Annotated in this window: 23 protein-coding genes; 11 read left to right on the top strand and 12 right to left on the bottom strand. The window is 74.8% G+C overall.

Annotated elements, in window-relative coordinates:
• Positions 1–36: 36 nt before the first annotated feature.
• Positions 37–1299: a formamidase gene (gene fmdA / locus E9549_RS13565; RefSeq protein ID WP_236827072.1), complete on the bottom strand. Its 1263-nt coding sequence runs from the start codon at positions 1297–1299 to the stop codon at positions 37–39.
• 534 nt (positions 1300–1833) lie between these two features.
• Between fmdA and E9549_RS13560 the strand changes: the two genes are divergently transcribed.
• On the top strand, positions 1834–2991 hold the full coding sequence (locus E9549_RS13560) for an MFS transporter (RefSeq protein WP_236827071.1): 1158 nt from the start codon (positions 1834–1836) through the stop codon (positions 2989–2991).
• Between the two features lie 309 nt (positions 2992–3300).
• Here E9549_RS13560 and E9549_RS13555 read toward each other — a convergent pair whose 3' ends face one another.
• The 6 genes from E9549_RS13555 to E9549_RS13530 all read right to left on the bottom strand — a co-directional run bounded on the left by E9549_RS13555 (position 3301) and on the right by E9549_RS13530 (position 9431).
• A complete protein-coding gene (locus E9549_RS13555; protein ID WP_236827070.1) occupies positions 3301–4422 on the bottom strand; it encodes an aromatic acid exporter family protein in 1122 nt (373 codons plus the stop codon).
• A gap of 49 nt (positions 4423–4471) precedes the next feature.
• Complete coding sequence (locus E9549_RS13550; RefSeq protein WP_236827069.1) at positions 4472–5713, bottom strand: MFS transporter; 1242 nt, start codon at positions 5711–5713, stop codon at positions 4472–4474.
• Positions 5714–5903: 190 nt separating this feature from the next.
• Positions 5904–6371 carry a nitroreductase family deazaflavin-dependent oxidoreductase gene (locus tag E9549_RS13545; RefSeq protein WP_236827068.1) on the bottom strand — a complete coding sequence of 156 codons (468 nt, stop codon included), beginning with the start codon at positions 6369–6371 and terminating at the stop codon, positions 5904–5906.
• A 77-nt stretch (positions 6372–6448) separates the two neighbouring features.
• Positions 6449–7141, bottom strand: a complete 693-nt coding sequence (locus E9549_RS13540) for a TetR/AcrR family transcriptional regulator C-terminal domain-containing protein (protein WP_236827067.1) — start codon at positions 7139–7141, stop codon at positions 6449–6451.
• A gap of 153 nt (positions 7142–7294) precedes the next feature.
• Entirely contained in the window at positions 7295–9004 is a 1710-nt protein-coding gene (locus E9549_RS13535; RefSeq protein ID WP_236827066.1) for an alpha-glucosidase, read from the bottom strand.
• Positions 9005–9041: 37 nt separating this feature from the next.
• Complete coding sequence (locus E9549_RS13530; protein WP_236827065.1) at positions 9042–9431, bottom strand: VOC family protein; 390 nt, start codon at positions 9429–9431, stop codon at positions 9042–9044.
• Between the two features lie 126 nt (positions 9432–9557).
• On the opposite strand from E9549_RS13530, the gene E9549_RS13525 reads away from it, so the two are divergent.
• The 3 genes from E9549_RS13525 to E9549_RS13515 are packed head-to-tail and all read left to right on the top strand — an operon-like array spanning position 9558 to position 11994.
• Positions 9558–10898 carry an MFS transporter gene (locus tag E9549_RS13525; protein ID WP_236827064.1) on the top strand — a complete coding sequence of 447 codons (1341 nt, stop codon included), beginning with the start codon at positions 9558–9560 and terminating at the stop codon, positions 10896–10898.
• A complete protein-coding gene (locus E9549_RS13520) occupies positions 10886–11263 on the top strand; it encodes an FKBP-type peptidyl-prolyl cis-trans isomerase (protein WP_308113131.1) in 378 nt (125 codons plus the stop codon). The genes E9549_RS13525 and E9549_RS13520 overlap by 13 nt, the downstream gene beginning before the upstream one ends.
• A 38-nt stretch (positions 11264–11301) precedes the next feature.
• Complete coding sequence (locus E9549_RS13515) at positions 11302–11994, top strand: DsbA family oxidoreductase (protein WP_236827063.1); 693 nt, start codon at positions 11302–11304, stop codon at positions 11992–11994.
• Positions 11995–12066: 72 nt separating this feature from the next.
• On the opposite strand, the gene E9549_RS13510 is transcribed toward E9549_RS13515, so the two are convergent.
• The 3 genes from E9549_RS13510 to E9549_RS13500 form a co-directional block, all read right to left on the bottom strand.
• Positions 12067–13044, bottom strand: a complete 978-nt coding sequence (locus E9549_RS13510; protein WP_236827062.1) for a nitronate monooxygenase family protein — start codon at positions 13042–13044, stop codon at positions 12067–12069.
• A gap of 18 nt (positions 13045–13062) precedes the next feature.
• Positions 13063–13305 (bottom strand): acyl carrier protein, encoded by a 243-nt coding sequence (locus E9549_RS13505; protein WP_236827061.1) that lies wholly within the window; start codon positions 13303–13305, stop codon positions 13063–13065.
• Between the two features lie 68 nt (positions 13306–13373).
• On the bottom strand, positions 13374–13592 hold the full coding sequence (locus tag E9549_RS13500; protein WP_236827060.1) for a hypothetical protein: 219 nt from the start codon (positions 13590–13592) through the stop codon (positions 13374–13376).
• Between the two features lie 73 nt (positions 13593–13665).
• Here E9549_RS13500 and E9549_RS13495 point away from each other — a divergent pair, with 73 nt between their 5' ends.
• Both E9549_RS13495 and E9549_RS13490 read left to right on the top strand, forming a co-directional pair.
• Positions 13666–13995, top strand: a complete 330-nt coding sequence (locus E9549_RS13495; protein WP_236827059.1) for a helix-turn-helix transcriptional regulator — start codon at positions 13666–13668, stop codon at positions 13993–13995.
• A complete protein-coding gene (locus E9549_RS13490) occupies positions 13992–14522 on the top strand; it encodes an SRPBCC family protein (RefSeq protein WP_236827058.1) in 531 nt (176 codons plus the stop codon). The genes E9549_RS13495 and E9549_RS13490 overlap by 4 nt, the downstream gene beginning before the upstream one ends.
• Here the strand turns inward: E9549_RS13490 and E9549_RS13485 are convergent.
• Positions 14519–15733, bottom strand: a complete 1215-nt coding sequence (locus E9549_RS13485) for an NADH:flavin oxidoreductase/NADH oxidase (RefSeq protein WP_236827057.1) — start codon at positions 15731–15733, stop codon at positions 14519–14521. The genes E9549_RS13490 and E9549_RS13485 overlap by 4 nt on opposite strands.
• Positions 15734–15935: 202 nt before the next feature.
• Between E9549_RS13485 and E9549_RS13480 the strand changes: the two genes are divergently transcribed.
• From E9549_RS13480 to E9549_RS13465, 4 genes are all read left to right on the top strand, one after another.
• Positions 15936–17750, top strand: coding sequence for a phosphoenolpyruvate carboxykinase (GTP) (locus E9549_RS13480; protein WP_236827056.1), 1815 nt, complete (start codon positions 15936–15938; stop codon positions 17748–17750).
• A gap of 316 nt (positions 17751–18066) precedes the next feature.
• A complete protein-coding gene (locus tag E9549_RS13475; protein ID WP_236827055.1) occupies positions 18067–19281 on the top strand; it encodes an MFS transporter in 1215 nt (404 codons plus the stop codon).
• A gap of 11 nt (positions 19282–19292) precedes the next feature.
• Entirely contained in the window at positions 19293–20549 is a 1257-nt protein-coding gene (locus E9549_RS13470; RefSeq protein ID WP_236827054.1) for an alpha/beta fold hydrolase, read from the top strand.
• Positions 20546–21208 (top strand): acVLRF1 family peptidyl-tRNA hydrolase, encoded by a 663-nt coding sequence (locus E9549_RS13465; RefSeq protein ID WP_236827053.1) that lies wholly within the window; start codon positions 20546–20548, stop codon positions 21206–21208. Before E9549_RS13470 ends, E9549_RS13465 begins: the two co-directional genes overlap by 4 nt.
• 88 nt (positions 21209–21296) lie before the next feature.
• Here the strand turns inward: E9549_RS13465 and E9549_RS13460 are convergent, their stop codons facing one another.
• Complete coding sequence (locus tag E9549_RS13460) at positions 21297–22307, bottom strand: zinc-binding dehydrogenase (RefSeq protein ID WP_236827052.1); 1011 nt, start codon at positions 22305–22307, stop codon at positions 21297–21299.
• Between the two features lie 174 nt (positions 22308–22481).
• On the opposite strand from E9549_RS13460, the gene E9549_RS13455 reads away from it, so the two are divergent.
• A partial coding sequence (locus E9549_RS13455; protein WP_236827051.1) for a transglycosylase domain-containing protein occupies positions 22482–24545 on the top strand: 2064 nt, incomplete at its 3' end.

Below are 24545 nucleotides of genomic sequence, written 5' to 3'. Positions count from 1 at the left end.
GGGGCGGGCCGGTCCCGCCCCGCACCACCCGGTGGATCAGTCCGCCGTCAGGTCCCGGCCCCCACCGGCACCGTCGGGCAGGATGTTCCGGTCGAAGATCGACAGCGGGATGCTGATCGACACCGCGCTGTTGGGGATGTCCACGACCCCACCGATCCGGCCGTCGACCGGTGCTGCCCCGAGGAACAGGTAGGCCTGCTCGAACGTCCAGCCCATGGCCGGCATCAGGTAGTTGATGGCGTTGAGGCAGGCCTGGCGGTAGGCGACGGTCGCGTTCATGTAGTAGTTGCGGCCGTCCTCGACGCAGATCCCCTCGAAGGTGATGAACTCCGAGTAGTTCGGGCCGACCCGGCCGGGCTTGAAGAACGGCATCGACTGCTTGTAGCGGTCCATCCCGCCCTTGATCAGGTCGAAGTGCAGATCGATGAAGCCGGGCATCTCGATCGCCCCGCAGAAGGTGATCTCGCCGTCCCCCTGGGCGAAGTGCAGGTCCCCGATGGAGAAGTTGGCCCCGGGCACGTACACCGGCATGTAGACCCGGGTGCCGACGCCGAGGTCCTTGATGTCGACGTTGCCGCCGTGCTCCCGCGGGGGGATGGTGCGGCAGGCCTCGGCGGCCGCCCGGTCCAGGGCCGCCCCGCTGAGCGTCCCCAGCAACGCGTCCTTGGGCAGCGGGGGCAGGGCCAGCGCCGGGACCTGGGGTGCGCCGGCCACGTCCCCCGGGTGCGCCGGGACGTCCCCGGTGACCCGGTCCGGGTTCAGGTCGATCAGCGCCTGCTCGCGGCGGTTCCACTCCGCCAGCAGGTCCGGGGACGGCGCGCAGCCGAACAGCCCCGGGTGGGAGTTGCCGATGAAGCGCACCCCGGGGACGTGCCGGGAGGTGGTCCAGATCCCGTCCAGGTCCCAGATCGCCTTGGACGCCCCGGGCGAGTAGTCGGTGAGGAACCCGCCGCCGTTCTCCTTGGCGAAGATCCCGGTGTAGCCCCACTCCTGCTCCTGGAAGGGGCCGATGTCGACGATGTCGACGACCAGCAGGTCACCGGGTTCGGCGCCCTCGATGGCGAAGGGCCCGCTGAGCACGTGGCACGGGTCGATGTTCATGTCGCGGATGTCGTCGGCGTCGTCGGTGTTGCGGACCTGGTCGTCGGTCCAGTCCTTGCACTCGATCCGGTACGTCCCGCCGGGGGCGACCGTCGTCGCCGGCGGGATGTCGGGGTGCCAGCGGTTGTGGCCCGGCACCGCCTGGTCGCGCATCGGCACGCTCAGGTCGCGGTTGATCTCGAAGATGACGTCGGGCACGGGGGCTCCTCAGGTCAGGGCGGGCTGTGGACGGGCGAGGGGCAGGACCTGGACCTCGGTACGCCCATGCCGGGGTCTGTCCGGGTGGGTCCCGACGCCGACGGCGTCACGTCGACGGCGAACGTGCCGGTGCGCAGGGGAGCGGCCGAGCCGTGGGCCGGGACTCGACCGGCCGGGGCGGCCCATCGCGCAGCGGGTCCCGGTCGTGCCGTGGTCGGGGCGGCGGTACAGGTGGACGGCGATGTCGGACCTCCGGGTGCACCGGCGGAGGGGCACTCGGCCCTCCGGACCAGGCGGACCCTCGTCCCGTCCGTCGGAGGCGGTCAAGGCACCCGGCGTCCGGGCCGGAGATCGGTCGCGGCGGGTGGCGGCGCGTCGTGACGCAACGGGTGAGGGCCGTTCGGCATGTCGCACGGAGGTCCGGGGGTCGTCGGCGCCGGGTGCCAAGCGCCCCCCACCGGGCTGCTTGACGAAGGGCGGCGGGGCAGGGACGGTGAGCCGGGTCCACCGCTGCCGAGCCCGGAGGGTCCCAGGGTGGAGCGGCTCGTCGCGTCCGGCGCGGTGGCGAACCTCGCCGCCGGGGCGCTCTTCGGCTGGAGCCTGTTCGCCGAGCAGGCGGCCGCGGACGTCGGCGCACCGGGCTCCGCGGGTGCCGCTGTCTTCGCGGTCTCGATCGCCGTCTTCACGGCCGCGTTGCTGGCCGCCGGCCGGGCACTGCCCGCCGTGGGGCCCCGGCGGCTGCTCGGCGGTGCGGCCGGGCTGGCGGCCATCGGCCTCGGAGGAGCGGCGGCCGTGCCGCATCCGCTCGCGCTGTGGGGCGGGGTCGGGGTGCTGTTCGGCGGCGCCAGCGGACTCGCCTACGGCGTCGCGGTCGCGCTCGCCGCCCGGTCCCCCGGCTCCCGCCGCGGCACGGCGACCGGCCTGGTCGTCGCCGCCTATGCCGCCGGGCCGGTGCTCCTCGGCCTGGCTGCTCCAGCGGCGCTCGCCGCTGCCGGCTGGCGGGCCAGCCTCGGCGCACTGGCCGTCGTGGTCGGTGGCCTGCTGGCGGTGGCGGCGCTCCTCGCCCCCGCCGACCGTCCTGCTCGCCGGGGGGCGGCGACGGCCGGGCCGCTGCCGCGGCGGACCCTCGTGCTGCTCTGGGTGCTCTTCGCCGGTGGCGCCGCTCCCGGGCTGCTCGTGTTCGGCGTGGCTGCCCCGGTGGCCGCCGACCGCGGCCTGAGCTCCGGCGCGGCCGGTGCGGCGGTCTCGCTGCTGGCCGCCGGCAACCTGGTCGGGCGGCTGGTGGCCGGCTGGTGGTCCGACCGGGTCGGCCGGCCGGCGGCGCTGGCGGCGGCGCTGGGCGTCGCCGCTGTCTCCGCGGCGGGTCTCGGCGGACCGGCGGCTCCCTGGCTCCTCCTCGGCGCCTTCGCCGGCACGGGGCTGGCCTACGGCGCGGTCTCCGCGCTGGTCCCGGCGGTCACGGCGGACCGGGTCGGGGAGCGCGCCTTCCCGAAGGCCTACGGCCGGGTCTTCACCGGCTGGGGCTGCGCGGGACTCGTGGCGCCGCTCGCCGGCGGCCTGCTCACCGGCGCCGGTGCTCAGCCTCCGGCCCTGGCGTTGGTCGCCGTGGGCTCGCTGCTCCCAGCAGTGGCAGCCCTGTACCTGCTGGACGTGCCGGGCCGCCGGCGGGCAGCCCGCTCCCCGCTCGGCTGAGGGGCGGAGCTCTCCGCGCACCGCACCGGATCCCGCCCTGCTCGTCCTCGTGCACGGTCTCGGTGGCTGGTGGCGCACCTGGCAGCCGGCGCTGCCCGGCCTGAGCGCCCACCGCCGCCACGGCCTCGCCCGCCAGGCCGCCCGGGCCGCGGTCACGTCGCCTGACGCCGAGCTGCACCGTTTCGCGCGGCCGGGGCACGTCCGCCTGTGGGACGAGCCCGCAGGGACCGTCCGGCCGGTGCCGGACCGCACGTCCTGGCCGCAGCCGCTCGGCGCGCAGCGGCGGCGGTGTGGATCGGGGGTCGAGCGTCACGCGTCGTCCGGGTGCTCGGCCGGCTCCCGCGGGCGGACGGCGGCCAGCGAGCGGCGGACGTTGCCGAAGACGTTCCCGGCCTCGAACAGGTCGTCGTCGGTGGAGGCCCGCGCGCGGCGCAGCTCGGTGGCGAACGCGGCGAGGGCACCGTCGGCCCGGCGGACCGCCTCGGGATCGGCGGCCGCCCCCTCGACCGAGCGGAGCACCTCGGCCAGCGCGGCCAGCGCCGTCGCCGCGGAGGGGCGCAGCGCCGGCCCGAGGGCGACCCGCTCGTGCTCCGCGACCTCGGTCTCGGCGATGACCAGGGTGAGGTCCTCGACCAGCAGGGTCAGCCGCTCGAGCGCCCGGGCCTGCTCGTACAGCCGGTCGGCGGCGGGCCGGTAGCGGGCGGCCCGGCGGTTGCCGCGGCGGGCCTCGTCGGTCTCCTGGACGGCCGCCCGCATCTGGGCGAGCAGCGGGTCGATGGTCCGCATCCGACCACGCCACTCGTCCTGCGTCGGCGGGTGGTCCTGGCGCAGCCCGTCGACCAGGTCGTCGAGCTGCCCGGCGAGCGTCTCGCGCAGCGCCCCCAGCGCGTCGTCGGCGGGGGCGAGCGGCAGCGGCGGGAACGCCGCGGCCACCAGGATGCCGACGAGCGCGCCGGCGAACGTCAGCCCGGCGAAGCCCAGGACGTACCCGGTCGGGTTGCCCTGGCCGAGGATGAGCGTGAAGAGGGCCGCCGTCGGCAGCCAGCTGCTGCCGCTGCCCAGCCGCCGCCAGCCGGCCAGCAGCACGCCGGAGGCGACGACCAGCGCCAGGGCCAGCAGCTGCGGCCCGACGAGCGCGTCACCCACGAGCGCGATCGCGGCGCCCAGGGCGATCGAGGCCACGGTCTGCAGCGACTGGCGCACCGAGCTGGCCAGCGTGGAGGCGGTCGTGGCCACGACCGCGCCGAGCGGGGCGTAGTAGGGGTAGTCGGCGACCGGTCCGGGGACGAGCTGGGCCAGCGCCCAGGCCACCGTCGCGGCCAGGGCCGCCCGGACGGCGAGCCCGATCCGCGGGTGGCGGGCCCACGTGCGCCGTACCGCCCCGGGTCGGCGGGTCCGGCGGCGGGCCGGGGGGAGCGTGCCGTGCTGCACCGTCCTCACCCCGTCCCCGTGGCCGACCCGACCTGGCATTGCACCACGGTCACCCTGCAGCGGGCACCTCGTCCTCGGCGTGCGCGATGTGGGTGAGCTGCTTCCAGATGAGCACGAGGATGACCGCCGAGCCCGCGAAGGCGAACCAGAACGGGCCGGTGATGCCCCAGGCCCGCGCGATGAGCCCGCCCGCCGCCTGGCCCGCGACGATCCCGCCGAACACCCCGAGGTAGTAGAGGCTGCCGACCCGTCCCTGCAGGTGCGCGGGGACGGCGCGCATGCGGACGGTGCGCGACGTCGTCCCCCACACGAACGCGTGGGCCCCGAACACGAACAGGACCGCCGCCGCCACCCAGGGGGTGGTGGTCAGCGCCAGCCCGAGGTGGGTGAAGGTCTCGATGACCAGGCCGATGCGCATGAGCAGGGCCAGGCCGGCGCGCCGGGCCAGCCAGCCGTAGGAGACCGTGCCCAGCAGGCCGCCCACCGCCGTCACCGTGCTGAGCAGGCCGAAGCCGATCGCGCCGAGGGCGAGCCGGTCGGTCGCGTAGAGCACCAGCACCGACCAGGCGGCGCCGTAGGTGACGTTGAAGGTGACGATCGTGATCGTCAGCGTGCGGACGGGCCCGTTGCCCCACGTCCAGCGCAGCCCTTCGACGATCTCCCGGCCGACGTGCCGCTCGCCGGCGGTGCGGGGGAGCGGGGGCAGCGCCATGCGCACGAGCAGCAGCGCGCCGAACGCGACGCACAGCCCCTGCACGAGGAACGGCCAGGCCGAGCCCGCGGCGAAGAGCGCCGCGCCCAGGGCCGGGCCGGCCATCTGGTTCATGGTCAGCGCGCCGGCCAGCAGCCGGGCGTTGCCGGTGCCGAGGTCGTCCCGGCCGACCACCATCGGCAGCAGCGTCCCGGACGTCGTGTCGGCGAAGACCTCGGCGGTGCCCAGCAGGAACAGCGCGGCCAGGACCACGGGGACGGTCACCTGCCCGGTGACGAGGGCGAGGGTCAGGACGCCGAGGACGACGGCGCGCGCGACGTCGACGGCGATGACCAGCAACCGGCGGTCGACCCGGTCGGCGAGCACCCCGGCGTAGAGGCCGAAGAGCAGCCAGGGCAGCCGCTGCAGCAGCGCGGCGAGCGCGACGACGAACGGGTCGCTGGTCTGCGCGGCCACCAGCAGCGGGCCGGCGGCCAGCGCGATGCCGTCGCCCAGGTTGGTCGCCCAGGAGGAGCCGACGAGCCAGCGGAACGGCGTCCCCATGCGGGCCGGGAGCACTGCTTCGACGACCCGGCCCACGAGGAGGAGAGCCTAGGACCGCCGCCCGGGGTCGTCAGCGCGGCGCCGTCTGCTCCGCGCTGAGCTCCAGGACGGCGTCGCCCCGGAAGCGCAGGGCCCCGTCCGTGGCGAGCGCGTCACCGTCCACGGCGATCCACCCCTCACCCGTCGACCGGCCCCTGGGGCGCCGCCACGGGGACCTCCGTCGTCGTCACCGGCCGGTCTCCGTCACCCGCAGGAAGTCACGGACGCCGAAGAGCCGGTGCATCCGCTGCTCCCGCAGTGGGAAGAACCGGTCCGCCTCGGCCGCCGGCACCAGGCGCGGGCGGTGCACCGGTACGGACCGACCCTCGTGCTCGACGGTGGCGCTCCCGCCCGCCAGGACGTTGCGGACCCAGTCGGCGCCCGGGCCGTAGGGCAGCGCGAACACGAAGCCGTCGCCGGTGGGCACCGCGACGGCCGGCGTCCGGTAGGCGGCACCGCTGACGCGCCCGCGGTGGTGGACGACCGCCGCGTAGGCCCCGGGCTGCCCCGCCGTCGCCAGCTGGCGGGGGTTGGTCACGTCGCGGTTGAAACGGCGGACGGCGCGCTGCACGGGCGGCCACTTCGCACGGAAGGACTGGACGAACAGCACGGCCAGCAGGACGACCAGCGCCGCGCCGATGCGGACGGCTCGCATGGCATTCCCCTTACGTCGTAAGGTTCCTACGGCGTAAGCTAGCGGGCGCGCGGAGGCATGTCCAGACGGTCGGGAGCTCAGCCCCGGGCGAGGCGCCGGTCGAGGCCGTCGAGCAGCAGGTCGAGGGCGAACTCGAACTCGGCCTGGTCGTCGCACCAGCCGAGCACGCCGTCGTCCCGGTGCGCGGTGTCGGCGAGCATGCCGGCCAGGTGCGGGTAGACGTCGGCCAGCTGCTCGAGCATCGCCATCGCCTCCTCGCCCCCGGTCTCCGGGTCGGCCGGTGCGAACAGCTCGCGGGTGAAGCCCAGCGCCCGCGAGCCGAGCGCGTGCATGGCGTGGTGCGCGAGGTCGTAGGAGAAGCCGCCCGCGCGGAGGATGCCGAGCAGCCCGTCGAAGTAGCCGATGACCTCGGCGTTCATGGCGGTCCGCGTCTCGATCACCGCCGGCGCCCACGGGTGGCGCAGCAGCACCCGGCGGGCGGTGAGGATGCGCGCCCGCAGGGCCCCGCGCCAGTCGACCGCCGCGTCCGGGCCGACGCCGGCCACCGCACCCACGATCTCGCCGACCACCACCTCCACCACGCCGTCGAGGACGGCCTCCTTGTTCGCGACGTGGTGGTACAGCGACATCGCCTCGACGTCGAGGTCCTGAGCGAGGCGCCGCATGGTGAGGGCGGGGAGCCCCTCGCGGTCGGCGAGGTCCACCGCGGCCTGCAGCACCCGCCGGCGGGTCAGCGCCGACCGGGCGGCGACATCGGTACGGGGAGCCATGGACCACCTGTCCGCGGGGGGAGCGACCCGTACAGCGTAAGGAGGCCCGTCGGTCCGGCCGTCCGGGCGGCCGTCGATGCGTCGTCCCGAGGGAGGACATCGGCGGGGTCGGGTTGCCCGCCTCGGGTCACCGCCGCGGACGGGAGAGGCGCGTCACGGCAGGCGCAGGACGCGGGCCTCCCAGGGGCGCAGCTCGGCGGGGTCGTCGTCGGGAAGGTTGCCCAGCACCAGCTCCGCGGCCGGGGCCTCGGGCAGCAGCTCGGCCAGCCGGTACGGCGTCCGCGAGACGTTGCAGACGACGAGCAGCTCCCTGCCCGCCAGCGAGCGGGTGAACGCGTACACCTCCTCGTGGTCGGGCAGCAGCATGGTGAAGTCGCCCAGCGCCACGACGTCGTCGGTGTGCCGCAGCGCGATCAGCCGCCGGTAGTGGGCCAGCACCGAGTGCTCGTCGTCCCGCTGGGCGGCGGCGTTCCACTCCACGTGGTCGGGGTTGACCGCCAGCCACGGCGTCCCGGTGGTGAACCCGGCGTTCGCCGAGGCGTCCCACTGCACCGGCGTGCGGGCGTTGTCGCGGCTCATGTACCGCAGCGCCGTCAGCACCTCCGCCGGGTCGTGGCCGGCCGAGACGGCGTGCACGTGGTGGTTGAGCGACTCGACGTCGGCGAACTCCTCCAGCGACGTGAACGGGTAGTTGGCCATCCCGATCTCCTCGCCCTGGTAGACGTAGGGCGTCCCCCGGTGCAGGTGCAGCAGCGTGGCCAGGCAGGTGGCCGAGTCGCGCCGGTACCGGGGCGAGTCGTCGCCGAAGCGGGAGACGGCACGCGGCTGGTCGTGGTTGTCCCAGTAGAGGGAGTTCCAGCCGACATCGGCGAGGCCGGCCTGCCAGCGCCCGAACGACGCCTTGAGGTCGCGCAGCCGCAACGGGTGGACGTCCCACTTCGAGGTGCCGTGGTCCAGGCCCACGTGCTCGAACTGGAACACCATGTCCACCTCGGCGCGCGCCGGATCGGTGAACAGCCGCGCCTGCTCCACCGTCACGCCCGGCATCTCCCCCACGAGCAGCAGCTGCTCGGGATGGCCGGCGAAGACCTCGCGGTGCATCTCCTGCAGGAACTCGTGGATGCGCGGGCCGCACAGGTAGGACGCCGAGCCGTCACCCAGCGACGAGCCGGGCAGCGGCGGGCCGTCGTGCAGCTGCCCGTCCGGGCCGACGTCCTTGCTGATCATGTTGATGACGTCCATGCGGAAGCCGTCGACCCCGCGGTCCAGCCACCAGCGCATCATCTCGTGGACCGCGTGCCGGACCTCGGGGTTCTCCCAGTTCAGGTCGGGCTGGCGGCGGTCGAACAGGTGCAGGTAGTACTCGCCGCTGGCCTCGTCGAGCTCCCAGACCGGCCCGGAGAAGAACGACTGCCAGTTCGTCGGCTCCGCGCCGGGGGCGCCGGGCGCCATCCCCTGGCGCGGCGGGCGCCACCAGTACCAGTCGCGCTTGGGGTTGTCCGTCGAGGACCGGGCCTCGCGGAACCACGGGTGCTGGTCGCTGGTGTGGTTGACCACCAGGTCCATGACCAGCTTCATGCCGCGGGCGTGCAGCGCCGCGATCAGCTCGTCGAGCTGTTCCAGCGAGCCGAACAGCGGGTCGATGTCCTGGTAGTCGCTGATGTCGTAGCCGTTGTCGGCCTGGGGTGAGGGGTAGACCGGCGAGAGCCACAGGACGTCGACGCCGAGGTCGGCGAGGTGGTCCAGGTGCAGCAGCACGCCGCCGAGGTCGCCGATCCCGTCGCCGTCGGAGTCCATGAACGAGCGCGGGTAGACCTGGTAGACGACGGCACGGGACCACCACGGGGGTTGCTCGGCAGGCATGTGCCCAGCCCAGCACGCCGCGCGGCGCGGCGCACGGTCAGGACGGCGGCGCCCCGTGGTGCACCGCCTCCACGTTGTTGCCGTCGGGGTCGCGCAGGAAGACGCCGTAGTAGCCCGGGTGGTACTCGGGCCACACCCGCGGCTCGTGCAGGATCTCCGCCCCCGCCTCGCGCGCGGCGGCGAAGACGGCATCGACGGCCTCGCGGGACGGCGCCGCCAGGGCCAGGTGCACCGGGCGGTGGCCGGTGTCCTCGGCCGGGCTCGTCCACAGCTGCGGCTGCCCGCCGGGCCCGCAGAGCCCGATCACGGGCCCGTGCGGGGTGTCGATGCGCATCGCCTCGCGGACGCCGCAGGCGGCGAAGACGTGCTGGTAGAAGGCCGCCGCCGCCTCGGCGTCGGCGCACTGCAGCCCCAGGTGGTCGATCATGGCGCGGACGGTAGCGGCGGCCACCGACCACCGGGACCGCTCCGGTTCCGCCGTCGGGGAAACGGCGTGCGTCCTGTCGTACCCGTGGCCCACGATGGGCGCGCCCACCACCGACGGAGGAGTTCGATGACGCTGCCACGCGCCCTGGCGCCGTTGCGGCACCGCTCCTACCGGCTGCTCGCGGCGGCCATGGCGCTCTCGCTGCTCACCCAGGGGCTGTGGGCGATCGCGATGGTCTGGCAGGTCGTCGCGCTCGACGGCGGACCGGGCGCGCTGTCGCTCGTCGCGGCGCTGAGCTCCGGCGGGATGCTGGTGATGACCCTGCTCGGCGGGGCGCTGGCCGACCGGGTGCCCCAGCGCCACCTGCTGCTGCTCGTGGCGCTGCTCCAGGGTGGCGCGACGGCCGTGGCCGCCGCCCTCTCGCTCACCGGCGTCCTGGACCTGTGGCAGCTGGCCCTCGTCGCCCTGGTCGACGGCGCGGCGCTGGGGCTGTTCTACCCGGCGTACTCGGCGCTGGTGCCGGCGCTCGTCCCGGAGGGCGACCTGCTGGCGGTCAACGGGCTCGAGGGGGCGGTGCGCCCGGTGCTCGGTCAGGCGGCGGGGCCGGCGGTCGCCGGGTTCCTCGTCGCCGCCTGGTCCCCGGGCGCGGCGATGGCCGGCACCGCCGTGGCGGCCTTCCTCGCGGCCGGCTTCCTGCTCGCGCTGCCGCTGACCCCGGTGCGCCGCGAGCACGCCGACGGCGCGCCGCCGCCGGGCCTGGTCGCCGACGTCCGCGAGGGGGTCCGCTACGTCGTCGCGACGCCGTGGCTGCTGGCCACGCTGCTGTTCGCCGCGTTCATGCTGCTGGCCTTCATCGGGCCGTTCGAGGTGCTCGTCCCGTTCGCGATCGAGGACGCCGGCGGCGGCGCGAGCCAGCACGCGTGGGTGCTGGCCGCCTTCGGGCTGGGCGGTGCGCTCGGTTCGCTGCTGGTCGCCTCCTGGCGGCTGCCGCGCCGCTACCTCACGGTGATGAACCTGCTGTGGGGCGTGGGCTGCGTGCCGATGGTCGTCTTCGGGTTCACCACCGACCTCGGGGTCATGCTCGTCGCCGCCGCGGCCGTGGGGGCGACCTTCCAGGCGGGCATGGTCATCTGGGGGACGCTGCTGCAGCGCCGGGTTCCGCCGGCCCTCCTCGGCCGCGTGTCCAGCCTCGACTTCTTCGTCTCGCTGAGCCTCATGCCGCTGTCGATGGCGCTCGCCGGGCCGCTCAGCGAGCTGGTCGGGCGGTCGGGGGCCTTCCTGGTCGCAGGCCTGGCCCCGCCGGTGTTCGCCGTCGTCGCCATCTGGGCCGCGCGGCTGCCCGCCGACGAGATCGCCCACCCGCTCGACGTCCGCCGGCCCGAGCCGGAGCCGCCGAGCGCTGCTTGGATGGGGGACGACGGCGCCGGGACCGCCCCGGCGCGGGAGGGAGAACCGTGGCTGAGCTGACCCGACCCGAGGTCGAGCCGCCGACCGGGCCGGCCCCCGACGACCTGGTGGTCGAGGACCTCGTCGTGGGTGACGGCGAGGAGGCCAAGGCCGGTGACCTGGTCAGCGCCCACTACGTGGGCGTCACGCACGAGGGCGGCGAGCAGTTCGACGCCTCCTGGGACCGCGGCGACCCGCTGGAGTTCCGGGTCGGTGTCGGCATGGTCATCCAGGGCTGGGACGAGGGCATCGTCGGCATGAAGGTCGGCGGCCGCCGCCGGCTGACCATCCCGGCGCACAAGGCCTACGGCGACCGCGGTGCCGGTGGCGTCATCAAGCCGGGCGCGACGCTCGTCTTCGTCGTCGACCTCGTCGGCGTGCGCTGAGCAGGAAGTTCCGAGCGGGCGGCGACGTTGGGCCGGGTATGCAGGTAGAGGTCTGGTCCGACGTCGTGTGCCCGTGGTGCTACATCGGCAAGCGCCGGCTGGAGGCCGCGCTCGAGCGGTTCCCCCACCGTGACCAGGTCGAGGTGGTCTGGCGGTCCTTCCAGCTCGACCCCACCGCGCCCGAGGGCGAGACGCACCCGACGCTGCCGGCGCTCGCCCGCAAGTACGGCACGAGCGTCGAGCAGATGCGCCAGAACATGACGCAGGTCGAGCAGGTCGCCGCCGGTGAAGGCTTGGAGTACCACCTGGCCGACGCCGTCAGCGGCAACACCCTGCTCGCGCACGAGCTGCTGCACCTGGCCGCCGAGCACGGCAGGCGCAACCAGCTCAAGGAGCTGCTGCTGCACGCCTACTTCGAGGAGGGGCGCCCGGTCTTCGACGTCGACTCGCTCGTCCCGCTGGGCGTCCAGGTCGGCCTCGACGAGGCCGAGATCCGGGCGGCGTTGGCCGACCGGCGCTACCTGTCCGCCGTCCGCCAGGACAGCGCCACCGCGCAGTCGCTCGGCGCCACCGGGGTCCCCTTCTTCGTCGTGGACCGGAAGTACGGCGCCGCGGGCGCCCAGCCGGCCGAGCTGCTGCTGCAGGTCCTCGAGCGCGCCTGGGCCGACGCCAACCCGCTGGTCACGGTGCCGCCGGCCGACGGCTGCACCGACGACAGCTGCACCGTCTGACCCGGTACCGCTGCGCGGGTGTGCGGTTCCCGGCCTCTCGCCGGGGCCCGGGGGTCGACGACTGGACGATGCTCACGGGGCCGGCGGTCGGTCCAGCAGCCCCGCCACTGCACGCAGCGCCTGCTCGGCCGCGGCGTCCAGTTCCCGCACGACCTCGGTGGCCGAGCGCTCCGCGGTGACCAGCCCGACCGACTCCCCGGCGTAGACCGGCGCGCTCGCCGGGTCCCCGGTGCGCCGGCCGTCCACCACGAGCTGACGGGCGCCGGCGTCGTGCGCCAGCTCGGCCTCGCGCCCGTGCCAGGTGCGGGAGAAGTCGTTGACCAGCGCGCGGCCGGGCCACCGCTCCGGCCACGGGATGCCTTGGGCGACGTCGAAGGCCCGGGTCAGCACGGTCTCCTCGCCGGCCGCCGCGCGCACCCGCTCCCGGGCGGCAGGGGAGTTGAGGCCCTCCGGGCAGGACAGCAGCGGGGTGCCGATCCAGACGCCCGCCGCGCCCGCGGCCAGGGCGGCGGCCATCCCCGCGCCGGTCGCGACACCGCCGGCGGCCAGGACCGGCCGGTCGGTCAGCGCGAGCACCTCCTGCAGCAGGGGGAGGGTGGCCCGCTGCCCGGTGTGCCCGCCGGCCTCGCTGCCCTGCGCCACCACGAGGTCGACTCCGGCGGCCAGCGCCCGGTGCAGGTCGGCCACCGTGTTCACCTGCGAGGCGACGGCGATCCCGGCGTCGTGCAGGCGCGGCACCCAGGGCGCCGGGTCGCCGAAGGAGACCGAGACGAGGTCGGGCGCCGCCTGGATGGTCGCCTCGAGCAGGTCGGGCCGGCCGGGCAGCGCCCAGGCCATCAGCCCGACGCCGAACGGCAGCCCGTCGCCGCGCGGGACGGCGCACTGCTCGACGACGAAGGACGTGGGTGTCGCGCTGCCGACGCCGATCATGCCGAGCCCGCCGCCGAGCGACACCGCCCGCGCGAGCGCACCCCCGGCCACACCGGCCATCGGTGCTCCGACGACCGGCGTGGCGAGGGCGAAGCGGCGGGTGAGCGCGGTCGAGATCACGACCGCATCCTGCCCCGGTTACCGGGTGGCCGGCCCGCCCTGCGAGGTGCCCTGGAGGCGGCCGAGGAACTCGTGGCAGCGCTTGGCGCGCTGGGAGTCCTGCTCCATGACCTCGCGGAAGAACGCCGCGACGTCGTCCAGGCCCGCGTTCTCGGCGTCCCGGACGTACTGGCCGTAGTCGTGCCCGGCCTTGAGCGAGTGGTACTGGACGGAGACGAGGTCGTAGAAGACGTCCTCGAAGCCGGTCTCACCGGTGGCCATCGGTCCTCCTCGGTTCAGGTGGGTGGGACGCGCCCGGCTTACCCGAGGGGAACCGATCCGTCACACGGTCAGGCCGGCGGGTTCTCCCCGAAGGCCCCGCCGGTGACGTCGCTGCCGCCCGCCTCGTCCTGCAGGTTCCCGCTGGTGGGCAGCTCGTCCTCGCCCGTCGCCGAGGGGTCGTCCTCGGCCGAGGCGAGGTCGGCGCCCTCGCCGTAGGCCCCCGGGTCGGCCTGCAGCGTGCGGGGGTCGTTGAGCGGGTCGGGGGTGTCCGGATCGGTGACGGTCATGGACGGCTCCTTTCCCGGGGTGCCGCGGGTCAACCCCTCGACCAATGCGTAACTGATGTGTTACGCATGACACGTGGAGGCGTTGCAGGCGCTGGCGGACCCGATCCGGCGGGAGCTGGTCGGGCTGCTCGCGGCCGGGGAGCGGACGGCGGGCGAGCTGGCGGCGCCGTTCCCGGTCAGCCGTCCGGCGATCAGCCGGCACCTGCGCGTGCTGCGCGAGGCCGGGCTGGTGCGCGTGCGCGCCGACGGGCGCGAGCGCCGCTACTCGCTCGACCCGCGGCCGCTGCGGGAGATCGACGACTGGCTGGAGCCCTACCGCGACCTCTGGGCGCAGCGGCTCGACGCCCTCGACACCGAGATCGCCCGCGGCAGGCGGGCGCGCAGACAGGGAGGACCGGGATGAACCCGCGCACCGAGGACGCGAACCTGGAGGCCCGGCGGGGCACCGTCACCACCGAGGCCGACGGCCGGCGGCGGCTGGAGTTCCGCCGCAGCTGGCCCGACCCGATCGAGGACGTCTGGGCCGCGCTCGCCGAGCCCGACCGCCTGGCGCGCTGGATCGGCACCTACGACGGCGAGCGGCGCCCCGGCGGGTCGGGCACCTTCACGATGACCCACGAGGACGAGCCGGTGGGGGAGCCGATGACCGTCGTCGAGTGCGACCCACCGCGGCGGCTGGTGGTGCAGTGGGAGCAGGAGCAGGAGGGCTCCGGCGTCTGGCGGGTCGACCTGGACCTGTTCGCGGAGGGGGACCGCACCGTCCTGCGCTTCGTCCAGGTCTTCGCCGCCGGCGTCGACGTCACCGACCACGCGATGGGCTGGCACTGGTACCTCGACAAGTTCGACTCCGAGGTGAGCGGCCGGCCCGTGCCCGGCGACTGGGACTCCTTCGCCGCCGAGGTGGGTCCCGCCTACGGGCGCGCAGGCTAGTCCCGTCGGCCCCCGTCCAGGGGCCCGCCCCGAGCTTGCGACGGGTGGGGGGAACGGGGGTCCTCCGTCTGCACCGGGTCGGGGCCGGTCCACGGGCCGAGCCGGCCCAGGAGGCGGTCGCGGGAGGCCAGCCGCGGCCCCGCCTGCACCGGGTAGGCGTCGTAGGCGGCGGTGAGCTCGCGGGCGGCGTGCACGGCGAAGTTCGGGTCGTCCTGCGCTTCACGGGCGACCGCCACCAGGTCCGCCGCGCCGCCGGCGACGATCGCCTCGGCCTGGCGGGCGTCCACCACCAGCCCGACGGCCATGGTGGCGACGTCGGCCTGCTCGCGGATCGCCGCGGCGTAGGGCACCTGGTAGCCGTAGCCGATCGGGTGCTCCCACCCGCCGCCGAGGCCGCCGCCGGAGACGTCGACGACGTCGACCCCGCGGGCGCGCAGCTCGCGGGCGAAGGCGACGGTGTCCTCGACGGTGAGCCCCTCCCCGGAGCCGTCGACGGCGGAGACGCGCACCAGCAGCGGCTTGCCCGCCGGCCAGGCGGCGCGCACCGCGTCGACCACCTCGAGCGGGAAGCGCATCCGAGCCTCCCGCGAGCCGCCGTACGCGTCGTCGCGCACGTTGCTCAGCGGGGAGAGGAACTGGTGCAGCAGGTAGCCGTGCGCGGCGTGCACCTCCACGACGTCGAAGCCGGCGGCGTCGGCCCGGCGGGCGGCGGCGGCGAACGCCTCGCGCACCTCGGCGAGCTCCTCGACCGCGAGCGCGTGGGGCACCGGCCACCCCGGCCCCGCGGGGACGGCGGACGCCGAGACGGTCGGCCACGGCGCCTCGCCGGGGCGGGCGTCCTCCTCGGTCACCGGCCCGGACCCCTCCCACGGGCGCCGGCTGCTGGCCTTGGCGCCGGCGTGGGCCAGCTGGATGCCGGCCGCGGCCCCCTCGGCGTGCAGGAACTCCACGACCCGCGCGAGCCCCGGCACGTGGTCGTCGGACCACAGGCCGACGTCCCCGTGGCTGATCCGGCCCTCCGGCGTCACCCCCGTCGCCTCGACGACCACCAGGCCGAAGCCGCCGAGCGCGAACCGGCCGAGGTGCACGAGGTGGTAGTCACCGACGTAGCCATCGGTGACGGAGTACTGGCACATCGGCGCGACGGCGAGGCGGTTGCGCAACGTGACGTCGCGGAGACGGAACGGTGAGAGGAGGGTGGAGGAGGTCACGAGGTGTGGCGAACGCCGCCTTCTACCAGACTATTCCGGGCTGAGCGGTAGACGTCCTATACGTAACATTTGTCTCGGTTACAGGCGCGTGTCCGCGCTTGTAGCCTGACCCGATTCCCGCGGTCGTTCCGCCGGCCGCGGCTCGCAGGGCACCACCGTCGGAGCGGGGATCCGCACCGGCGACGCAGAGGATGGAGACGCCGTGACCACCGTGGCCACCCCAGGTCTGGAGAACGCCCCGACGACGCACGCCCGGCTGCTCGCCTGGGTGCGGGAGATGGCCGAGCTGACGACGCCGGACCAGGTGGTCTGGGTCGACGGCACCGACGAGGAGTGGGAGCGGCTCACCCGGAAGCTGGTGGACGCGGGCACCTTCACGCCGCTGGAGAAGAAGCCCAACTCCTTCTGGTGCGCCTCCGACCCCAGCGACGTCGCGCGCGTCGAGGACCGCACCTTCATCTGCTCGGTCGACGAGGCCGACGCGGGTCCCACCAACAACTGGATGGACCCGGGCGAGATGAAGTCGGTCATGACCGAGCTGTACCGGGGGTGCATGCGCGGCCGGACGATGTACGTCATCCCGTTCTGCATGGGCCCGGTCGAGGCCGAGAACCCGATGTTCGGCGTCGAGCTCACCGACTCCGAGTACGTCGTCGTCTCCATGCGCGTGATGGCCCGCATCGGCAGCCGCATCCTCGAGGCCATGGGTTCCGACCGGCCGTTCGTGCCGGCGATGCACTCCCTCGGCGCCCCGCTGGAGCCCGGCCAGGCCGACGTGCCGTGGCCCTGCAGCGACACGAAGTACATCGTGCACTTCCCCGAGGAGCGGGCCATCTGGTCCTACGGCTCCGGCTACGGCGGCAACGCGCTGCTGGGGAAGAAGTGCTACTCGCTGCGCATCGCCTCGGTCATGGCGCGCGACGAGGGCTGGCTGGCCGAGCACATGCTGATCCTCAAGCTCACCAACCCGCAGCAGAAGACCTACTACATCGCGGCCGCCTTCCCGAGCGCCTGCGGGAAGACCAACCTGGCGATGCTCGAGCCGACCATCCCCGGCTGGAAGGTCGAGACCCTGGGCGACGACATCGCCTGGATGCGCTTCGGCGAGGACGGCCGCCTGTACGCGCTCAACCCCGAGTACGGCCTGTTCGGCGTCGCCCCGGGCACCGGGTGGGACACCAACCCGAACGCCATGCGCACCATCGACCAGGGCAACTCGGTGTTCACCAACGTCGCGCTCACCGACGACGGCGACGTCTGGTGGGAGGGCATGACCGACGAGCCGCCGGCGCACCTCACCGACTGGAAGGGCCGGGACTGGACGCCGGACAGCGACGAGCTGTCCAGCCACCCGAACAGCCGTTTCTGCACGCCGATCACCCAGTGCCCGATCCTGGCGCCGGAGTACGAGGACCCCCAGGGCGTGCCGATCTCGGCGATCCTCTTCGGCGGCCGCCGCAAGACCACGATCCCGCTGGTCACCGAGGCCCGGGACTGGAACCACGGCGTGTTCATGGGCGCGACGCTCTCCTCGGAGACGACCGCCGCGGCGACCGGGGCGGTCGGCGTCGTCCGCCGGGACCCGTTCGCCATGCTGCCCTTCATCGGCTACAACGCCGGTGACTACTTCGGCCACTGGGTCGAGACCGGCAAGATGCACGATGCGAGCAAGCTGCCGAAGATCTTCTACGTCAACTGGTTCCGCCGGGACGCCGACGGCGGTTTCCTGTGGCCGGGCTTCGGTGAGAACAGCCGCGTGCTCAAGTGGGTCATCGAGCGCCTCGAGGGCACCGCGGCCGCCGTCGAGACGCCGATCGGCCACGTGCCCACGCCGGACTCGCTCGACGTCTCCGGCCTGGACATGACCACCGAGCAGGTCGAGCAGGCCCTCGCGGTCAAGCCCGAGGAGTGGCGCGAGGAGATCCCGCAGATCACCGAGTGGTTCGAGAAGTTCGGCGAGAAGCTGCCCAGCACCATGTGGGACGAGCTGGAGATCCTCAAGAGCCGCCTCGCGTAGGGGAAGGCCCCCTGCTCCCGCCACTCGCACGCTCGCGGCGGGGCCCTGCAGGGGCCCGTTCCAGCACGTCGCCAGGGCCCGGATCGCGGCTGCGGTTCGGGCCCTGGCGCGTCCGCCCGGCTGCCTGGCCACGATCGGGTGACCTGATCGCCGGGTGTCCTCCCTCGCGGTGGGCGGTGGGGGAGGACGCTCCACGATCAGGGACCCTGGTCATCGCCGGGGCGGGTGCGGCGCCACGGATCGCCGTCGCGGCGCGAGTGGCCACGTTCGGTTAGCGTGGCTGGGCCCCTTCCCGTTCCCGGAGGCAACCCCGCTCGTGCCGAATCCCTACCTGCAGGTGCTGCGCACGCCGCACGCCCTGCCGATGGTGCTCGCTGCCTTCATCGGACGGTTGCCCCTCTCGATGGTCGGGCTGGGCTCGGTCCTGCTGGTCGCGTCCGAGACCGGCTCCTACGGTCTCGGCGGCGCCGTGGCCGCGACCGGCGCGGTGACGACGGCGGCCGCCGGGCCGTTGCTGGGGCGGTGGGCCGACACCCACGGCCAGCGGCGGGTGCTGCTCCCGGTGCTGGCCGTGTTCGTGCTCTCCGGGGTGGTCTTCCTCTTCTCCGTGCGGGAGGACTGGCCGCTGCTGGTCGTCTTCCTGTCCGCCGGGCTGGCCGGGGCGTGCATCCCGCCGGTCTCCTCGATGATCCGCGTCCGGTGGACCCACCTCCTGCGCGGCAGCCACCGGCTGCACACGGCGCTGTCGATGGAGTCCGTCGTCGACGAGTTCGTCTTCATCGTCGGCCCGGTGCTCGTGACGTTCCTCTCGACCACCGGGCACGCCACCTCCGGCGTGGTGACGGCGTTCACCCTCGCCGCCGTCGGCAGCCTGCTGTTCGCCGCCCAGCGCCGCACCGAGCCCGAGCCGCACGGGCACCTGAGCCGGCAGGGGCCGTCCGCGATCCGCACGCACGGTCTGCGCGTGCTCTTCGTCGTCGGGGCCGCCGTGGGCGCCATCCTCGGCACGCTCGAGATCGCCCTGGTCGCCTTCGCCGACGAGCGGGACGCGATGGCGCTGTCCGGCGTGCTCATCGCCAGCCTGGCGGTGGGGTCGATGGCCAGCGGCATCGGCTGGGGTGCCATCCACTGGCGGCTGCCGCTGCGGCTGCGGCTCGTCGGGGCCCTCGTCCTGCTCACCGCGCTCGTCGTCCCGCTGCTGTTCATCGACGGCGTCTGGCTGATGGTGCCGTTCGTGGTCGTCGCCGGGATCGCGGTCTCGCCCTCCCTGATCAGCTCCTTCACCCTGGCCGAGCTCCTCGTCCCCCGGTCGGCGGTGACGGAGGCGTTCACCTGGATCGGCACCGCGCTCGGCCTGGGCGTGGCCGTGGGCGCCTCGGTCGCGGGGAAGATCGTCGACGTCGCCGGCGCGAACCGGGCGTTCGTCGTCGCGATCGTCGCCGCGGGGATCGCCGCGGTCGTGGTCGGTTCCTACCAGCGGCTGCTGCACGTGCCGGCCGAGCACGCCGCCGAGCCGGCGCTGGCCCGCTGAGCGGCGGGCCCGTGCAGCAGTACGCACTCCCCGGGGCGCACGTGCGCGAGCGGTCGGTCACCGTGCCGCTGCACTGGCGCGCCCCCGACGACGGCGGCACCCTCGAGGTCTTCGTCCGCGAGCTGGTCCACCCCGATCGGCGTGCCGACGACCTCCCGCTGCTGCTCTTCCTGCAGGGCGGCCCGGGGGGCAGGTCCCCGCGGCCGACCCGGGGTGGCTGGGTGGAGCGGGCGCTGCGCGACTTCCGGGTCGTCCTGCTCGACCAGCGCGGCACCGGGCGCAGCTCCCGCGTCACCGGCGCCGGGATCAGCCGCTTCCCGGACGCCGGCTCGGCCGCCCGCCACCTCCTCGCCTTCCGCGCCGACTCGATCGTGGCCGACGCCGAGCACATCCGGCGCACCCTGTACGGCGGGCGCCGCTGGACCACGCTGGGGCAGAGCTACGGCGGCTTCGTCACCCTCACCTACCTCTCGCAGGCGCCGGAGGGGCTCGCGCGCTGCCTGGTCACCGGCGGGCTGGCGGGTCTGCGCGCCGACGCCCGGGAGGTCTACCGGCGCACCTACCCGCGCGTCGCGGCGAAGACCCGCCGGTTCTACGCGCGGTACCCCGGCGACGTCGCGCAGGTCGCCGCCGTCGCCGACCGGCTGTCCGCCGCGCCGGCCACCCTGCCCGACGGCGACCGGCTCACCGTGCGGCGCCTGCAGACCGTCGGCCAGGCGCTGGGTGCGCGCGACGGCGCCGAGGAGCTGCACTGGCTGTTCGAGGAGGCGCTCGACGACGACGGCGGGCTGTCGGACACGTTCCTCGACCAGGTCGCCCGGCGCACCGCCTACTGGGAGAACCCGCTCTACGCGACGCTGCACGAGAGCATCTACGCGCAGGGCCCCGGCCCGGTCGGCTGGGCGGCGCAGGCGGAGCGGGGGCCCGAGTTCGACGGCGGACGCCGCCCGCTGCCGTTCACCGGGGAGATGGTCTACCCCTGGATGTTCGACGAGATCGCCTCGCTCCGGCCGTTCGGCCCGGCCGCGCACGCGCTCGCCGGGATCGAGGAGTTCCCCGTCCTGTACGACCCCGCCCGGCTGGCCGCCAACGAGGTACCGGTCGACGCCGCGGTCTACTTCGACGACATGTACGTCGACGCGGGCCTGTCGCTGCAGACCGCCGAGGAGGTCGGGAACGTGCGCACCTGGGTCACCAACGAGCACGAGCACGACGGCCTGCGGGTGGGCGACGTGCTCGACCGGCTGCTCACGCTGCGGTCCCGGTGACCCGCGCCCGGCCCGCTGCCGGTGGCGGGCGGCAGCTCGGGGTGGCCCCCGAGCGGCTGGGCCGGTGGCTGGACGGCGTCGCCACCCGGCACGGCGCCTTCGCGGCGGTCGAGCCGGTCGACGACGGGTTGCGGATCACCTGCGCGGACACGACCACCGTCGTGCTGCGCGCCCCCTTCGGCTGGACCCCCGAGCCGCCGCTGCTCGGCAGCTTCACCGCCGCCGCGGGACGGCCGCGACGCGCCGGCGTGCTGCTGGTCCGCCGTGGCCGGTGGGCGGTCGGCGTCTTCGACGGCGGGGAACTGGTGGTCTCCAAGGTCGACGCCCGCCAGGTGCAGGGCCGCACCGCGGCCGGCGGCTGGTCGCAGCAGCGGTTCGCGTGGCGGCGGGCCAACCAGGCCGACGCCGTCGTCGGGCACGCGGTGGAGACCGCCGTCCGGGTGCTGCTGCCGCACGCCGGTGGGCTGGCCGCGCTGTTCACGGGGGGCGACCGGGGGCTGGCCGACGACGTGCTGGCCGACCCCCGGCTGCGCCCGCTGGCCGCCCTGCGCCGCGACCCCGCCCTGGACGTGGGGGACCCGACGAAGGCGGTGCTGCTGACGACGCCGGAGCAGTTCCGCGCCGTCCGGGTGCTCATCCGCGAGCCGTCCCCGGGTTGAGCCGCAATCCCGTCCCCCAGCGTCCCGACGGCTCAGCGGCGGCCGGGGACGGCACGCTGGCCGCGGTGTCGTCCGGAGGACGACAGAGTCATGGCGTGATGACCAGGCGGATGGGGTCGCCCTCCTTGTTCGCCAGCCGCTCCACGCCGTCGGCGGCCTCGGTGAGCGGCAGCGTGCCGGAGATGGAGCGGGAGAGGTCCAGGCGGCCGTGCCGCACCAGGTCCACCAGCTCCACCACGTGGGCGGGCTCGGAGCCGTAGTGACCGAGGATCCGCTGGCCGAAGTAGCTGAACTGGGTGCCGTTCCGGATCTCCAGCGGCTGGTCGGTGAGACCCACCAGCACCAGGGCGCCGTCGCGCTCCAGGCAGCGGACCGCCTGCTCGCGCACCGGCGCGACCCCGGCGAAGTCGAAGGCGAACGCCAGCCCGGCGCCGCCGGTCAGCTCGCGGACGCGGGTGGCGATGTCCTCGGACGGGTCCAGTGCGAGGTCCGCGCCGAAGTCCAGCGCCCGGTGCCGGGCGGCCGGCACCGGGTCGACGGCGACGATCGGGGCGGCCCCGGCCAGCCGCAGCAGCTGCACCGCGTGCGCGCCGAGCCCGCCGATGCCCCAGACGCCGACCGGCTGCGCGGCCCGCACCTGCGCGGTCCGCACGATCGAGGCCCACGGCGTCGACACCGCGTCGGGCACGATGCAGGCCTGCTCGAACGGCAGGTCGTCCGGGATCGGCACCACCGTCTCCGCCGAAGCGAGGGCGTACTGCGCCCAGCCGCCGTCGTAGTCGACGCCGCGGGTGTGGATCCAGCCGTCCTTCTCCTCGCCGGCCTGCAGCAGCACCCGCCGGCCCTCGGCGAGGCCGGTCACCCCGTCCCCGAGCACGGCCACGGTGCCGGCGACCTCGTGGCCCAGCGTCACCTCGTCACCGGCGAGGAAGAGGGGGGAGAGCTGCCCCTCGATCAGGTGGACGTCGGAGAGGCAGATCCCCGCCGCGGCGACCTGGATCAGGACCTCGCCGGGCCCGGGCACGGGGACGGGCACCTCCTTCACCGCGAACTCACGGGTGCGGACGTCCAGCCGGCCGGCCAGCATCGAGTCAGGCATGCCCCCCATCCAACGCCGTGACCCCTGGGCGGGCGAACCGGGGCCGGGAGCGCCGGGTGTGGCGGGCGGGGACCGGGAGACGGACGGGGCGGTTCCGGTCGCGCACCTCGCCGCGCGGGTGGTTGTGCAGCGCGGGCGACCCTGCTGAGCTGGCCATTCGTCCGGAGGAGGGTCATGGAGTCGCGCACGGGGACGGGCCGCACCCTGCTCAGGCTCGCGTGCGCCGTCCTGCTCGCCGGGGCGCTGGTGGCCGGGCTCCTGCTGCCCTGGGTGGGCGGGCCGGCGCTGGCCGCGCGCAGCTCCTCGGCGCTGCTCGGCGACCCGCCGGAGGAGTTCTCCGTCGAGGTGCCGGCCCGCAACACCGTGGTGCTGGCCGCCAACGGCGAGGTCATCACCTCCTTCTACCGGGAGAACCGCGAGCCGGTGGAGTTCGACCGGATCGCCGAGGTCATGCGGCAGGCGCTGGTCGCCGTGGAGGATGCGCGCTTCTACGAGCACGGCGGGCTGGACGTGCAGGGCACCGCCCGCGCCCTGGTCACCAACATCGCCGCCGGCGAGGTCGAGGAGGGTGGCTCGACCCTCACCCAGCAGCTGGTCAAGCAGACCCTGCTGCAGTCGGCGCGCACCCAGGCCGAGCGCGACGCCGCCGTCGAGAAGACCTTCGGCCGCAAGCTGCGCGAGGCCCGCCTGGCGCTGGCGATGGAGGCGACCTACAGCAAGGACGAGCTGCTCACCCGCTACCTGAACATCGTCTACTTCGGGCAGAACGCCTACGGCGTGCAGCCGGCGGCCCGGGCGTTCTTCGGCGTCGACGCGGCGGAGCTGACCCTGCCCCAGGCCGCGCTGCTGGCCGGGCTGGTGCAGAGCCCGCAGGACCACGACCCCTTCACCGACCCCGAAGGCGCCACCATCCGGCGCAACCAGGTGCTGGCCCGCATGGCCGAGCAGGGCTACATCAGCCCGGAGCAGGAGGCCGAGGCCGCGGCCGCCCCGCTGGGCCTCGCCCCGGGCCCCGCGCCGCGCCGGGGCTGCGTCGAGGCGTCCGTGGGCGCCTACGTCTGCGACTTCGTGCAGCGCTACCTGATCGAGGAGCTCGGGCTCACCCAGGACGACCTCGAGCGCAACGGATACGTCGCGGTCGAGCCGGGCACCGGCCACCTGCTGGCCATGAGCGTCAACCGCATCTTCGGCCACGACGAGGGCGACCGCCGGCAGGAGTCGGTCAACCTCAACGCGCTGCCCAGCCGGGGCGCCGGGTCGACCTACAAGGTGTTCGTGGCCGCCGCGGCGCTGGCCCGCGGCTACTCCACCGGGTACACGCTCACCGCGCCGAGCCCGTACGTCTCCCGCGTCTACCGGGAGGGCCGCGGCTTCTACGACGTCCGCAACTCCGGCACCTACCGGGCCTCGCTGGACCTGACGACGGCGCTCTACCAGTCCTCGAACACCTACTTCCTCGCGCTCGAGGACGCGCTGGGCAGCGTCGAGGAGCCGGTGCGCATGGCCGAGCGGATGGGGCTCTACGCCTACGGCCCCGACGGCCTGGCGCAGCGCACGATCGACGAGAACAACGGTTCGTTCGCCTTCGGGCCCGAGGCCACCAGCCCGCTGGGCCTGGCCAGCGCGTACTCCACGCTGGCCGCCTCGGGCACCCGGTGCGAGGTCGTCCCGGTCACCGCGCTGCTGGACCGCGAGGGGGAGCCGGTGCTCGGCCCGGACGGCGAGCCGCTGGTCGGCGGTGACCGCTGCACCCCCGAGGCGATCCCGCCCGGCGTGGCCGACACGCTCAACCAGATGCTCCGCAAGGACGTCGAACCCGGCTACGGCGGCCAGACCGGCCGGCGGGCGTACGTGCCGGGCCACCAGATCGCCGGGAAGACCGGCACCACCCAGGAGAACGTCTCGGTGGCGTTCGTCGGCTACACGCCGGAGATCGCCGCCAGCGTGATGGTGTTCAACCCGAAGGAGAACGAGGACGTCGGCGGTTTCGGCGGGGGCAAGGGCGCCACCATCTGGCACGACGCGATGGCGCCGATCCTCACCGCCCGCGGCAGCGCCGACTTCCCGCCCGCCGACCCCGAGGTGGTCCGCGGGAACACCGTCCGGGTGCCGTCCTGCGACGAGCCGCTGGCGTGCCAGGACGTACTCGAGGACGCCGGCTTCCTCCACCGGGTCCACCGGGTGGACAGCGACCTCGCCCCCGGCGCGCTCGTGGGCACCAGCCCGCCCGCCGGCGGC

It is taken from the genome of Blastococcus sp. MG754426 (genome assembly GCF_021699055.1).
Lineage (GTDB): Bacteria > Actinomycetota > Actinomycetes > Mycobacteriales > Geodermatophilaceae > Blastococcus.
This window is presented reverse-complemented; position numbering and strand designations above follow the sequence as displayed.

Coding starts and splice junctions, on each gene's coding strand:
- E9549_RS13500 (WP_236827060.1), bottom strand. CDS start 13,592: ATGACCGTCACCGATCCGGACACCCCCGACCCGCTCAACGACCCCCGC.
- E9549_RS13525 (WP_236827064.1), top strand. CDS start 9,558: ATGACGCTGCCACGCGCCCTGGCGCCGTTGCGGCACCGCTCCTACCGG.
- E9549_RS13515 (WP_236827063.1), top strand. CDS start 11,302: ATGCAGGTAGAGGTCTGGTCCGACGTCGTGTGCCCGTGGTGCTACATC.
- E9549_RS13535 (WP_236827066.1), bottom strand. CDS start 9,004: ATGCCTGCCGAGCAACCCCCGTGGTGGTCCCGTGCCGTCGTCTACCAG.
- E9549_RS13530 (WP_236827065.1), bottom strand. CDS start 9,431: ATGATCGACCACCTGGGGCTGCAGTGCGCCGACGCCGAGGCGGCGGCG.
- E9549_RS13505 (WP_236827061.1), bottom strand. CDS start 13,305: ATGGCCACCGGTGAGACCGGCTTCGAGGACGTCTTCTACGACCTCGTC.
- E9549_RS13460 (WP_236827052.1), bottom strand. CDS start 22,307: ATGCCTGACTCGATGCTGGCCGGCCGGCTGGACGTCCGCACCCGTGAG.
- E9549_RS13545 (WP_236827068.1), bottom strand. CDS start 6,371: ATGCGAGCCGTCCGCATCGGCGCGGCGCTGGTCGTCCTGCTGGCCGTG.
- E9549_RS13490 (WP_236827058.1), top strand. CDS start 13,992: ATGAACCCGCGCACCGAGGACGCGAACCTGGAGGCCCGGCGGGGCACC.
- E9549_RS13540 (WP_236827067.1), bottom strand. CDS start 7,141: ATGGCTCCCCGTACCGATGTCGCCGCCCGGTCGGCGCTGACCCGCCGG.